Source organism: Micromonospora sp. KC721 (assembly GCF_004348355.1).
Lineage (GTDB): Bacteria > Actinomycetota > Actinomycetes > Mycobacteriales > Micromonosporaceae > Micromonospora.
In genome coordinates this window covers 1-11,700 of sequence record NZ_SMJY01000060.1, presented here as the reverse complement: position 1 = coordinate 11,700, position 11,700 = coordinate 1, and the positions used below count along the sequence as shown (strand labels likewise).

Genomic DNA, 11,700 nt, shown 5'->3' with positions numbered 1-11,700 from the left:
CGTGACGGTCGTCCTGGACTGGTTGGGCGGGTCGGCGCTGGTGGCGGGCGCTCTGCTCAGCCTCGCCGCCGGCATCGGGGTGCTGCGTTTCCCCGGTGTGCTGGACCGGATGCACGCGGCCACCAAGCCGCAGACCCTCGGCGTGCTGCTGTTGCTGCTGGGGCTGGCGTTGCGGCTGCGTACCCCGGCGGATCTGGGCATGATCCTGCTGGTCGGCCTCTTCCAACTGGCCACCGCGCCGGTGGCCGCCCAGATGATCGGCCGGGCCGCGTACCGCTCCGGGCGGGTCGACCGGAAGTCGCTGCGCACCGACGAACTGGCCGACCGGGGAAACTAGTCGATGACGGCGGCTTTGCCACCACCATCAGCGAACTTCCAGCGGTCGCCGATAGAATTGTCGAATGATCGACTCTTCTGCCCAGGAGGGCAGCAGTAGCCAGCCGGGTCGTGCCCGGCATCCCCTCGCCCCGACGACCCCGGGAGCCCTGAGCGGCCCGTGTTGATCGTCTACGGTCTCGTTCTCATCATCGTTCTCACCGCCGCCACCGGCTACTTCGTGGCTCAGGAGTTCGGCTACGTCGCGGTGGACCGCGGCCGGCTCAAGCAACGCGCCGACGACGGCGACCAGGCATCCGCCCGGGCGCTTCAGGTCACCGGCCGGCTCTCCTTCATGCTCTCCGGAGCCCAGCTCGGCATCACCGTCACCGCCCTGCTGGTCGGTTACGTCGCCGAGCCGTACCTGGGTGCCGGGCTGGCCGAGCTGCTCGGCGGGGCCGGTGTCCCCACCTCGGTCAGTTTGCCGCTGTCGGTGGCGCTGGCCCTGACCATCGCCACCGTGGTGCAGATGGTCCTCGGTGAGCTGGCCCCGAAGAACCTCGCCATCGCCCGGGCCGAGCAGCTCGCCCGGGCGCTGGCGCCCTCCACCCTGATCTACCTGAAGGTCTTCGGCCCGGTGATCAAGCTGTTCGACCGGGCCGCGGTCCGGCTGTTGCGCCGCATCGGCATCGAGCCGATCGAGGAACTGCCCAGCGGCGCGACCCCGGAGGACCTGGAGCAGATCATCGCCGACTCCCGCGAGGGGGGCCACCTCGACGTCGAGATGTCCACCCTGCTCGACCGAGGGCTCGACTTCCGGCAGTTGACCGCCGGGGAGGCCATGGTGCCGCGGGTCCACGTGCACACCGTACGGGCGCACGAGCCGGTCAGCCGGATCGTGCAGCTGCTCGACAGCGGCCACTCCCGCTTCCCGGTACGCGGGTCGGAAGGCGTGGACGACCTGGTCGGCGTGGTCGGCATCGCCGACGTGCTCGGGGTGCCCCCGGCGAAACGGGCGAGCACCCCGGTCAGTGAGGTGGCCGTACCCCCGTTGCTGGTGCCCGAGACGTTGCCGCTGCCGACCGTGCTGGACCGGCTCCGGTCCGGGCACCGGCAGCTCGCCTGCGTCGTCGACGAGTACGGCGGGTTCGCCGGCGTGATCACGCTGGAGGACATCGCCGAGGAACTGGTCGGCCCGATCCGCGACGAGGACGACCCACCGGAGCGGTCGCCCGCGCGGCAGGAGGACGGCTCCTGGGTGGTGCCGGCGCGGTGGCGGATCGACGAGGTTGCCGACAGCACCGGGATCGCCCTGCCCGAAGCCCCCGAGTACGACACCCTCAGCGGCCTGGTGATGCGGGAGCTGGGCCGGGTGCCCGAGGTCGGTGACCGGCTGGAGATCAGCCTCCCGGCCGACGGCGAGGAGCCGCAGGAGCAGCCGAAGGCCGTGGTCGAGGTGCTGGCGGTGGACCGGCACGTGGCCGACACGGTGCGGCTGCGGCTGGCCGGCGCGGCCCGCGACGGGGGTGCCGCATGAGCGCCGGCCTCGCCCTGTTCACCTCGGTGCTGCTGCTCGCCCTCAACGGGTTCTTCGTCGCCGCCGAGTTCGCGCTGTTGGCCGCGAAGCGGTACCGCCTGGAGCAGTCCGCCGCCGGTGGCGGCCGGGCGGCCCGGGCCGCGCTGGACGGTGTCCGGGAGCTGTCCCTGATGCTGGCCGGCGCGCAGCTCGGCATCACCCTGTGCACCCTGGGTCTCGGCGCGCTCGCCGAACCGGCCATCGAACATCTGCTCAGCCCGCTGCTGCACGCCGTCGGGCTGCCGGAGGCGGCCAGCCACCTCATCGCGCTGGTGTTCGCCCTGGGCCTGGTGACCTTCCTGCACCTGGTGGTCGGCGAGATGGCGCCGAAGTCGTGGGCGATCACCGACGCCGAGCGGTCCGCGATACTGCTGGCGTTGCCGTTCCGGGCCTTCGCCCGGGTCGCCCGGCCGGTGCTGTCGGCGCTCAACGCGCTCGCCAACGCGATTCTGCGGCTGGTCGGCGTGCAGCAGCAGGACCAACTCGCCCAGGTGCACGGCCCGGACGAGCTGCGCATCCTGCTGGAGCAGTCCCGGGAGCACGGGCTGCTCGGCGCCGAGCAGCACCAGATGCTGACCAGCATGCTGCAGTTGCAGGCCACCACCGTCGCCGACGTGATGGAGCCGTTCGACCGGATCATCACGGTCGGCCGGGACGACACCGCCGAGCGCGTCGAGGAGGTCAGCCGCGACAGCGGTCGATCCCGACTCGCCGTGCTCGACCCGTCCGGGGAGGTCTGCGGCCTGGTCCACGTACGGGAGGCGGTGCGGGCGGTCACCACCGGCCGGCCGGCGACGGCCGGGGAGTTGATGACCCGGGCGTTCACCCTGCCCGCCGAGTCCACGGTCACCGAGGCGGTGGCCGCCATGCGCGCCGACCAGTCCCAGCTCGCGCTGGTGCGCAACGGCGGTGGCCCGACCCGGCCGATCGGTTTCGTGGCGCTGGAGGACCTGCTGGAGGAGGTCATCGGCGAGTTCGACGACGAGACTGACCCGGTGCCACGCGGGCGGCGCATGCGCTGAGGCGCGTCGACTCCACTCCACAGCCCGCCGTGACCGGTGGCCGGTGGAGTGGAGTGCCGGGCCGGACAGCGGGAATGCGCGCCGCGGCGGAGGCGACGCCCTCGCCGGACGGGGTAGGCGGCGGGAGCGGCGGGATGCGGTTGACGGGGGTGGCGCGGGAGTCCGGCGGGACCGGACTGTCGGTGAGCACCACCCTGACCAACCCGAGCACCCGCCCCGGCCTGCGTCTGCCCGGACGGGTGCTGCTCGCCGCCGGTCGGGACGACGTGCCGGTCCGGCACATCCGGCTGGGCCTGGTCGCCACCGCCGAACCCGACGATCCGCGCTCGCCCCGCCGGCTGGTGCAGTACCACCAGGTGCCGATCGCCGGCCGGTTCGTGGTGCCGGCGGGGCGGCGTCGAGCCGTCGACTTCGCGGTGCCGCTGCCCTGGGAGACCCCGGTGACGATCGTCGGCGGGGTGCCGCTGATGGCGTTGCGCACCGGGCTGCGTACGGAGGTCTCGGTCGACCCCGACCGGGACCAAGGGGCGATGGTGCCGGTCTTCGTCCACCCGCTGCCCAGCCAGCAGCACGTCCTGGCGGCGCTGGACACCCTGGGTTTCACGCTGCGGCAGGCGGGTCTCGTGCAGGGTCGGCTGCCCGGGGTGGAGCAGACCCTGCCGGTGCACCAGCGTCTCGGGTACTGGGTGGCACCGCTGTACGCCGGCCCGATGACCGAACTGGAAGTGATCTTCGTGGCGAACCCGGCGGGCCTGGAGGTGCTGCTCTGGGTGGACCGCCGGCTCTCGCTGACCGGGATCAGCCATCAGAGCATCAGCCGGTTCCGGATCTGGCACACCGGATCGGAACAGCGCGACTGGGTCACCACCGTGGACGGCTGGCTACGCGTGACCATCGACCGGCACGCGGCCGCCGCCGCGCACGCCGACTGGTCGGCCCCGATCACCGAGTCGGCGCACGTCAGTCGTCCCCCGGACCAGCCGATCGCGCCCGGTTACGGCCTCGGTGGCACCGCCGGCGGCCCGGGCATCGGCGGTGGCGGTGCGGGCGGTGGCGACGGCAGCTGACGGCTCGGCTCACCCACCGGTGCCACCCGGTGCAGTCGCTCCCGCAGCCTGGCCTGTGCCGCCGGCCATTCGTCGACGGTCATCGCGTACTGCACGGTGTCCCGCCAGGAGCCGTCAGGGCGCTGCTTGTGCATCCGCAGCACGCCCTCCCGGGTCGCGCCGAGCCGCTCGATCGCCGCCTGGGAGCGGCGGTTGCGGATGTCGGTGTGCCAGACCACCCGCACCGCGCCCAGGTCCTCGAAGGCCCGGCCGAGCAGCAGCAGCTTCGCTTCGGTGTTGATGCCCGTACGCCACCAGGGCCGGCCCAGCCAGGTGTAGCCGATCGCCACCGACCGCCGCTGCGGATCGATCTCGTAGTAGGAGGTGGTGCCGACCACCGCTCCCGTCCGCGCGCAGCGCTGCACCCACGGCACCCGCTCGCCCCGCTGCCCGGCGGCGAGCGCGGTGGCGACGATCGCCCGCATGTCGGCCGGCCCGGTCGGCAGCGGGCTGCCCAGGTGGGCGAAGACCTCAGGCTCGGCGGTGGCGGTGAAGAGTTCGTCGGCGTGGGTCAGGTCCAGCGGCTCCAGCAGCACGTGCGCGCCGCGCAGCGACGCCGGCTCCCGCCAGGGCGACACCGCCGCGCGCAGGTACGCCGGCACCGGCGCGGTCACCCCGGCGTCCGTCTCGGGCAGTCCGGCGGTCAGCCGCAGCGGCACCACTCCGGCCCAGTGCGGCAGCGCCAGGTCGCCCGGATCGTCCCGGACGCCACCGGTGCGGGCCCGCACCGACACCTCGCGCAGCGGCAGGGCCAGTACGGCCGTCTCGGCCAACTCGCGCCGGTTCGGTGGGCGGCTGTCGGTGCTGCGCCCGGTGCCGACCTTCTCCACCAGTGCGGTCAGCGCCTGACGCTTCTCGTCGTCGCCGGTGACCAGGTGCGCGACGCCGTGCGCCACCACCGAGCGGTAGTTGGCGCTGTGGTGGAACTGGGAACGGGCGTAGACCAGCCCGTCGAGCAGGGTCACCGTGACGCACACCGGAAGCCCGGCGTCGCCCCGGGCGGCGAGCAGTGGCCGACTGCCGGTGGAGCCGTGCAGGTAGAGGGTGTCGCCGATGCGCACGTGCAGGGTGGGCAGCAGCCGGGGCTCGCCGTCGACGGTGAACCCGAGCACGCAGTGGTAGGCCTCGTCGAGCACCGCGTGCGCCGCTGCGCGGTCGTAACTCATCCGGTCGCGGGAACGGCTGGCGGTGGTGCGCGTGGTCGGGGCGTACATGACATCCCACCTTTGTTCTAGTACAATCTCCGTACTGTGGCAGTACGTTATCAGATCGACGGCGCGACGTCCGCCGCGATTTCGGCCAGTGTGGAAGCCGGCATCCGCTCCGGAGCGTTGCAGCCGGGGGCCACGTTGCCCGCCGTCCGGGCGCTCGCCGCCGAGCTGACCGTCAGCCCGGCCACCGTCGCGCGGGCCTACCAGGAGCTACGCCAACGCGGTTTGGTGGTCACCGCCGGCCGGCACGGCACCCGCGTCCGACCACGCCCGCCGGTCGCCTCCTCCCGCGCCGCGCTGCACCCGACCCCCGCGCCGGGCAGCCGCGACCTCTCGCGGGGACAGCCCGACCTGCGGCTGCTGCCTCCGCTCGGTCCGCACCTGGCCGCGCTCGCCGCCGAGGTCGGCCCGCCCGTCGGGTACGCCGAGACCGCCGTGCTTCCCGCCTTCGCCGAGGCGGCCCGACAGCGCCTCACCGCCGACGGCGTGCCCGCCGAGGAGGTCACCGTGACCACCGGCGCGCTGGACGGCATCGAACGCCTCCTCGCCGCCCACCTGCGCCCCGGCGACGCGGTGGCGGTGGAGGACCCGGGCTGGGCCAACCTGCTCGACCTGGTGGCCGCGGCGGGCCTGCGACCGGTCGGCGTGCCGGTGGACGAGGCCGGCCCCACCGTGACCGGCGTACGCGACGCCCTCGCCCTCGGCGCGCGGGCGCTGGTGGTCACCAGCCGCGCGCAGAACCCGACCGGAGCCGCCGTCACCGCCGACCGTGCCGCAGCCCTGCGCGAGCTGCTCGCCGGCCGCCACGACCTGCTGCTCATCGAGGACGATCACGCCGCCGAACTGGCCAGCGTCGCGCTGCACCCGCTCGCCGGGGCGACCCCGAACTGGGCCTTCGTCCGGTCGGTGAGCAAGCCGTTCGGGCCCGACCTGCGGCTGGCGGTGCTGACCGGCGACGAGACGACGGTGGCCCGGGTAGCCGGCCGGGCCCGGGTCGGCGCCGGATGGGTCTCCACCGTCCTGCAACGTCTCGTGCTGTCGCTGTGGCGCGACCCGGCCACCGCCGCGCTGGTCCGCCGGGCCGGCCGGGAGTACGACCGACGCCGCGCCGCCCTCCTCGCCGCGCTCGCCGACCGGGGGCTGACCGGGTACGGCCGGACCGGCATCAACGTCTGGCTGCCGGTGCCGGACGAGACGGCGGTGGTCACCGCGCTGCGCGACGCCGGCTGGCCCGTCGCACCGGGCGCACTCTTCCGGATCGGGGCCGGCCCGGGCGTCCGGATCACCGTCAGCGCACTGGACGACGCCGAGGTCGGGCCGCTCGCCGACGCGATCGCGGGTGCGCTGTGCCCCTCGGGTCCGGCCGGATTCGCCGCCTGAGCGCGTCCTGTCCCGGCCGGGTGCCGGGCGCACCTCGCCGTCAGCGGACGCTCGCCTCGGGTCGCGACCCTGACCGTCGGCGGACTCGCCTCGGGTTGCGGCACATCGCGGTGTCCGCCGCGCGTTTCTACCGCAGAATGCCGCCCATGGAGACGGTCAGCGCACCTCAGGCACCGTCCGTGGCCACAGTGTTTCCGCACCGGATGGCCGCTCCCAGGCCGGGATGAATGCCCGGCGGGTGCAGGTGTTCCTGGCGACCGCACTGGCTCTGCTGGGCCTCGTCGGCTGGCTTCTCTGGCTGGTGTGGATCGTGGCGTACCGCATCGTCCTGATCCGACATGCGCCACGGGTGGAACGAGGCCAGCCCGACCTGACATGGCACCAGACCTAGCTGCTTACCCGGGCGTGGGGGTGTCAGGTTGTGACCGGATGGGAGTCGTCGGCGTGGGGGAACGCGGCCCGCTCGGCCTTGCCGCGCAACACGCAGAACTCGTTGCCCTCGGGGTCTGCCAGCACCACCCATCCGGTGCCGTCGGGGTTGCGGTGGTCGTCCACGAATGTCGCACCCAGGGCCGTGAGCCGGTCGATCTCCTCGTCGCGCCTGATATCGGGAGTGAGGCAGACGTGGACCCGATTCTTCACGATCTTGGATTCCGGCACCCGCTGAAAGAACAGGTCCGGGCCCTCGGGCATCTCGATGTACGTCTCTTCCTCGCCGGGCTCGCACTCGGCGGCGATCGGCCGGTCGACCACCTGGCTCCAGAACGTGGCCAATGCGTACGGGTCGGCGGAGTCGAAACAGACGTTGCGCAAGGATGTCGACATACGGATGTTCCTACCCGTTCGGTGCCGGTCGATCGACCTGATTTGCCCGCGCCGTCGACAACGTCAGCCCACGATCGAGGGTTGCCCGTTGAGCTGCCGTGAGCTGAGGCTCGTACCAGCCTTGGCCTCCGCCGTCGCGGTCATCCGCTGGCGCGCTCGGCTTCGCTGCGCCCGATGCAGAACTCGTTGCCCTCGGGGTCGAGCCCCGGACCTGACCGCACGCTTCCTCGCCTGGGCGCGTGCCCGCTGACCACCCTCCACACCCGAACGCGGAGGGCCGGTGCCGCTGGCGGCAACCAACAGCACCGGCCCTCCGCCATACGAGATCCCGGCGGCGGGCCGGCCAGGGTCAGACGATTCGATATTCTAGGGCTAGAATATCGCCCGTGCCCGAATCCCTGACCGATGCCGAGCTGACCGTGCTCGGCCTGGTGGCCGAACGCCCCCGGCACGGCTACGACCTGGAAGCCGTCATCGAGGCCCGGGGCATCCGGCAGTGGACGTCGTTGGCCTTCTCGGCGATCTACTACGTCCTCGGTCGGCTGGAGTCACGCGCTCTGGTGTCCAGCACCCGACCGGACGGGACAGCGAAGGGGCGCCGCGTCTACGCCGCCACGCCGGCCGGCGTACGGGTGCTGGCCGACGCGACCCGGCGAGCCCTCGCGGAGCTGCGGCCGACCTACCCGTCGATCCTCGTCGGTCTGGCCAACAGCCCGGCCCTCCCGGGCGCGGAGGTCGTCGACGCGCTGCGCACACGCGAGGCCCAGGTGGCGGAGCGCCTCGCCGCGATCCAGGCGGCTCGGGCGGCACAGGAGCCGGTCGCGGACTTCGTCGCCGCCATCTTCGACTACGCCACGACCCAACTTGAGGCCGAACGGGCCTGGATCGCCACCACGACCGCAAACCTGGAGAAGAACATGGCGACGAAGTCGGACATCAAACGGGACCGCAAGGACCTCTACGGGCCCCGCGCCGGCAGCTTCCAGCTCGTGGACGTGCCGGAACTGCCGTTCCTGATGATCGACGGCAAGGGTGACCCCAACACGTCGCCGTCCTACCAGGACGCGGTGACGGCCCTGTACGCCCTTTCGTACGCGCTGAAGTTCGCCAGCAAGTCGCAGCTCGGCCGGGACTACGTGGTCGCTCCGCTGGAGGGCCTGTGGTCGGCGGACGACCCGACCGTGTTCGTGACCCGGGCCAAGGGCGACTGGCGGTGGACGATGTTGATCACCCAGCCGGAGTGGATCACCGCTGCCATGGTGGACGAGGCGATCCGGCTGACCGCCACGAAGAAGGGCCTGCCGGCGGTGGACCAGGTGCGGTTCGAGCGGTACGCGGAGGGGCTGGCCGTCCAGGTCCTGCACATCGGCTCGTACGACGACGAGGGTCCGGTGCTCGCGCGCCTGCACCACGAGTTCATGCCTGCCAACGGCCTCACGTTCAACGGGCCGCACCACGAGATCTATCTCGGCGACCCGCGCCGGACCGAGCCGGCGAAGCTGCGCACCATCCTTCGTCAACCTGTGGCACGGTCGTGACCATGCGGTGAGCGGCGGGGCCACTCATGGATGATCGCGGTGCTCCGCCGGCCGGTCCTGTCGGGTTTCCTGCGCGGAGTCGCTGCCGGAGCCGGCGGGGGGAGGTGCTGGCCGTGCTGCCCTGGGCAGCACGACGTGGCCGCGGTATCCGGGACCCAGGACGACGCCTCGGTCGGGGGGTGGCGCGCCCACCACGCTGCTGTCTGCCGGCGGTATCACCGGGGCGAAGTCCGGCCCGCCCAGGTCGGCCACGTCCGCCGCTTCACCGTCGCCCATGAGCACTCCCTTGTCTTGGCACCACGACCGACGCCGGAGGGTCACGCCGTTCCGACCTCTGCCTGTGCGTCGCAGCATATCTTGTCATCCATTATATTGGGCGGATGGCTCCTCGGACGATGACAGAACCGGCCTTCTTCATCCTCACCGCGCTACTCGACGCGCCACGCCACGGCTACGGGATCGTCGCCGACGTGACGGAACTGTCCCAGGGGCGTGTCCAGCTCAAGATCGGCTCCCTGTACGGGGTGTTGGATCGACTCGTCACCGACGGCCTGGTGGAACCCGACCGGGAGGAGGCCTGGCAGGGCCGGCTGCGCCGGTACTACCGGCTGACCGAGCGCGGCCGCCACGCGCTCGCCGCTGAGACGGAACGGCTGGCCGCCAACGCCCGCATCGCCTCGGCCCGGCTACGCGCGCAGCAGAGCCCGATCGCGGGAAGGTCGCCGTCATGAACCGGCTGGAGGAACGCTACCGCCACCTGCTGCGGCTGCTGCCCGCCGACTACCGGCGCCAGTGGGAGGAGGACATGGTCGCCGCCTTCCTGGAGAGCATGGACACCGACGACGCGGACACCAACGCGTACGTCGCCGACCACGGCCGGCCGCGGCTGTCCGAGGTCGCCAGCGTCCTCGCCCTCGCCGCTCGGCTGCGGCTCGGCGGGACCAACGCCCCACCCCGGGCGTACGCGTGGGGCCAGGCCGTCCGACTGGCCACCCTGATGGCGACGCTCACCCACGCCGTGATGGCCACCGCCGGCGTGGTTATCACGGCGTGGCTGTCCGGAAACATCGCCTCGCTGCCCGCCCCGCCGCCCGAATGGACGCCGGTCGCGCCGGGCAACCTGTGGCGCACCGCGTGGGACCTGGCCGACTACGCGTGGCTGCCGGCGTACGTCGCACTCGTCCTCGGACACCGGCGGGTGGCCCAGGCGCTGGCCCTGCTCGCCATCCTGCCCCCCGCCGTGACCCATGCCGTGCAACATGCCTCCGGCGAGACCCCGCCCGCCGCGTCGCCGTGGGTGACGCTGCTCCTCGACGCTGTCCTGGTGCTCGCCATGGCGGCGTTCCACCACGACGCCGAACCGGTGCCGCGCCGCCGCTGGCTGTACGCGCTACCGGCCGGCATCCTCCTCGTCCCCGTGCCGCTGTTCGCCGTCCAGGCCAACGGTCAGGCACTGCGACTGCTGGACTGGCCCGGCCTGTCCTGCGCCCTCGTCAGCGCCGCCATCGCGGTCCACCTGGCGAGCCGGCGACCTGACCGGGCCGCCCGCACGTTGCCGTGGTCGCTGGCGCTCACCCTGCTCGCCGCCGCGACCCTCGCCCTGCGGACGGCGACCCTGCCCGACTACAGCCACCAGGCACAACAGACCCCACTGCTCACGATCGCCGTGGTCGAGGCGGCCGCCGTCCTCGCGGTGGGCGCACCCCTGGCGGTACTCGCCATCCGAGCACTGCGCCGGCTCCCCGCGGTGCCCGCTGAGCCACCAAGCTCCACCACACCGACCGGGTGAGGATCGACCCACCCGCCACCGTCGAGAACGCCTCGGCGGTGCCAGGGCGGGTCCGCCGCGTGCCTACCGCCGTACCGGGTAGAACTGTCCGCATGGCCGAGCAGACCGACGCACCCGGTGCCCAGCAGTTCATCCCGCCCCAGGCCGACACCCTGGACCAGTTGCGCAACGCCGCTGCCGGCTGCCGGGGCTGTGAGCTGTACCGGGACGCCTCGCAGACCGTTTTCGGGCGGGGCGACGAAGGTGCCCGGGTGGTCTTCGTCGGCGAGCAGCCCGGCGACATGGAGGACCAGAAGGGCCTACCCTTCGTCGGCCCGGCCGGGCGGCTGCTACGCAAGGCGGTGGACGACGCCGGAATCGACCCGGCCCACATCTACCTCACCAACGCGGTGAAGCACTTCCGGTTCGAGTTGCGCGGCAAGCGGCGGATCCACCAGACACCCGACCGGGTGCACATCACCGCCTGCCGGCCCTGGCTGGTGGCCGAGTTCTCCCGGCTCCACCCGGAACTGGTGGTGGTGCTCGGGGCGACCGCCGCGAAGGCACTGCTCGGCCCCGCGTTCCGGGTCACCCGGCAGCGCGGTGAACTGCTGCCCTGGCCGGCGTCCGCGCAGCGGCCGGAGGACTTCGTCCGGGTACCGGTGGACAGCGCCGGAACGGTCGCCGACGCGCCAGCCGCGCAACTGCTCGCCACCATCCACCCGTCCGCCGTGCTGCGCGCCGACGACCAGGACAAGGCGTACGAGGGGCTGGTCGCCGACCTCACCGTCGCCGCCCGCGCCCTCACCCGCTGACCACTCGCCTCCGCCCACCGCCGTCCTCGGCCGCCCCGGAGTCGTCGCCCAAGGCCCGCTCGCCCACCTCGCAGTGCCGTGCCTGGCCTGGCCTGGCCGTGGCCGTGGCCGGGTAGGGCCAGGCCGGGGTGGGCAGGTCCGGGC

General features: G+C 72.9%; 13 protein-coding genes. 10 read left to right on the top strand and 3 right to left on the bottom strand.

The genetic code is table 11. From position 1 onward, the window contains the following. Position 1 precedes the first annotated feature (1 nt). The 4 genes from mnhG to E1182_RS13145 all read left to right on the top strand — a co-directional run bounded on the left by mnhG (position 2) and on the right by E1182_RS13145 (position 3,980). Entirely contained in the window at positions 2 to 337 is a 336-nt protein-coding gene (mnhG, locus tag E1182_RS13160) for a monovalent cation/H(+) antiporter subunit G (RefSeq protein ID WP_132264621.1), read from the top strand. 159 nt (positions 338 to 496) lie between these two features. After that, entirely contained in the window at positions 497 to 1,852 is a 1,356-nt protein-coding gene (locus E1182_RS13155) for a hemolysin family protein (RefSeq protein ID WP_132264593.1), read from the top strand. Then, positions 1,849 to 2,913 carry a hemolysin family protein gene (locus E1182_RS13150; RefSeq protein ID WP_132264591.1) on the top strand — a complete coding sequence of 355 codons (1,065 nt, stop codon included), beginning with the start codon at positions 1,849 to 1,851 and terminating at the stop codon, positions 2,911 to 2,913. Before E1182_RS13155 ends, E1182_RS13150 begins: the two co-directional genes overlap by 4 nt. Before the next feature lie 134 nt (positions 2,914 to 3,047). Further along, positions 3,048 to 3,980, top strand: coding sequence for a sporulation protein (locus tag E1182_RS13145; RefSeq protein ID WP_132264589.1), 933 nt, complete (start codon positions 3,048 to 3,050; stop codon positions 3,978 to 3,980). On the opposite strand, the gene E1182_RS13140 is transcribed toward E1182_RS13145, so the two are convergent. Continuing rightward, the gene (locus tag E1182_RS13140; RefSeq protein WP_132264586.1) at positions 3,908 to 5,233 is read right to left on the bottom strand and encodes a bifunctional pyridoxamine 5'-phosphate oxidase family protein/GNAT family N-acetyltransferase; all 1,326 of its coding nucleotides are present in this window, start codon (positions 5,231 to 5,233) and stop codon (positions 3,908 to 3,910) included. The two genes, E1182_RS13145 and E1182_RS13140, sit on opposite strands and share 73 nt — an antisense overlap. A gap of 36 nt (positions 5,234 to 5,269) precedes the next feature. On the opposite strand from E1182_RS13140, the gene E1182_RS13135 reads away from it, so the two are divergent. Together E1182_RS13135 and E1182_RS31090 are read left to right on the top strand one after the other, a co-directional pair. Then, positions 5,270 to 6,610 carry an aminotransferase class I/II-fold pyridoxal phosphate-dependent enzyme gene (locus E1182_RS13135; RefSeq protein ID WP_132264584.1) on the top strand — a complete coding sequence of 447 codons (1,341 nt, stop codon included), beginning with the start codon at positions 5,270 to 5,272 and terminating at the stop codon, positions 6,608 to 6,610. 223 nt (positions 6,611 to 6,833) lie between these two features. Further along, positions 6,834 to 7,001 (top strand): hypothetical protein, encoded by a 168-nt coding sequence (locus E1182_RS31090; protein ID WP_165942598.1) that lies wholly within the window; start codon positions 6,834 to 6,836, stop codon positions 6,999 to 7,001. 23 nt (positions 7,002 to 7,024) lie between these two features. Here E1182_RS31090 and E1182_RS13130 read toward each other — a convergent pair whose 3' ends face one another. Then, on the bottom strand, positions 7,025 to 7,435 hold the full coding sequence (locus tag E1182_RS13130) for a VOC family protein (RefSeq protein WP_132264582.1): 411 nt from the start codon (positions 7,433 to 7,435) through the stop codon (positions 7,025 to 7,027). A 386-nt stretch (positions 7,436 to 7,821) separates the two neighbouring features. Between E1182_RS13130 and E1182_RS13125 the strand changes: the two genes are divergently transcribed. After that, positions 7,822 to 8,973 (top strand): GyrI-like domain-containing protein, encoded by a 1,152-nt coding sequence (locus tag E1182_RS13125; protein ID WP_132264580.1) that lies wholly within the window; start codon positions 7,822 to 7,824, stop codon positions 8,971 to 8,973. A 24-nt stretch (positions 8,974 to 8,997) separates the two neighbouring features. Here E1182_RS13125 and E1182_RS13120 read toward each other — a convergent pair whose 3' ends face one another. After that, entirely contained in the window at positions 8,998 to 9,249 is a 252-nt protein-coding gene (locus tag E1182_RS13120) for a hypothetical protein (RefSeq protein WP_132264578.1), read from the bottom strand. Between the two features lie 104 nt (positions 9,250 to 9,353). Here E1182_RS13120 and E1182_RS13115 point away from each other — a divergent pair, with 104 nt between their 5' ends. The 3 genes from E1182_RS13115 (at position 9,354) to E1182_RS13105 (ending at position 11,556) form a co-directional block, all read left to right on the top strand. Beyond that, on the top strand, positions 9,354 to 9,704 hold the full coding sequence (locus E1182_RS13115) for a PadR family transcriptional regulator (RefSeq protein ID WP_243706199.1): 351 nt from the start codon (positions 9,354 to 9,356) through the stop codon (positions 9,702 to 9,704). Next, the gene (locus E1182_RS13110) at positions 9,701 to 10,762 is read left to right on the top strand and encodes a hypothetical protein (RefSeq protein ID WP_132264576.1); all 1,062 of its coding nucleotides are present in this window, start codon (positions 9,701 to 9,703) and stop codon (positions 10,760 to 10,762) included. Before E1182_RS13115 ends, E1182_RS13110 begins: the two co-directional genes overlap by 4 nt. A 92-nt stretch (positions 10,763 to 10,854) precedes the next feature. Next, positions 10,855 to 11,556, top strand: a complete 702-nt coding sequence (locus E1182_RS13105) for a UdgX family uracil-DNA binding protein (RefSeq protein ID WP_132264574.1) — start codon at positions 10,855 to 10,857, stop codon at positions 11,554 to 11,556. Positions 11,557 to 11,700 lie beyond the last annotated feature (144 nt).

Excerpts from the sequence above, each read along its gene's own strand:
- E1182_RS13150 (WP_132264591.1), top strand. The coding sequence starts at position 1,849 with ATGAGCGCCGGCCTCGCCCTGTTCACCTCGGTGCTGCTGCTCGCCCTC.
- E1182_RS13145 (WP_132264589.1), top strand. The coding sequence starts at position 3,048 with ATGCGGTTGACGGGGGTGGCGCGGGAGTCCGGCGGGACCGGACTGTCG.
- E1182_RS13140 (WP_132264586.1), bottom strand. The coding sequence starts at position 5,233 with ATGTACGCCCCGACCACGCGCACCACCGCCAGCCGTTCCCGCGACCGG.
- E1182_RS31090 (WP_165942598.1), top strand. The coding sequence starts at position 6,834 with ATGAATGCCCGGCGGGTGCAGGTGTTCCTGGCGACCGCACTGGCTCTG.
- E1182_RS13130 (WP_132264582.1), bottom strand. The coding sequence starts at position 7,435 with ATGTCGACATCCTTGCGCAACGTCTGTTTCGACTCCGCCGACCCGTAC.
- E1182_RS13120 (WP_132264578.1), bottom strand. The coding sequence starts at position 9,249 with ATGGGCGACGGTGAAGCGGCGGACGTGGCCGACCTGGGCGGGCCGGAC.
- E1182_RS13115 (WP_243706199.1), top strand. The coding sequence starts at position 9,354 with ATGGCTCCTCGGACGATGACAGAACCGGCCTTCTTCATCCTCACCGCG.
- E1182_RS13110 (WP_132264576.1), top strand. The coding sequence starts at position 9,701 with ATGAACCGGCTGGAGGAACGCTACCGCCACCTGCTGCGGCTGCTGCCC.
- E1182_RS13105 (WP_132264574.1), top strand. The coding sequence starts at position 10,855 with ATGGCCGAGCAGACCGACGCACCCGGTGCCCAGCAGTTCATCCCGCCC.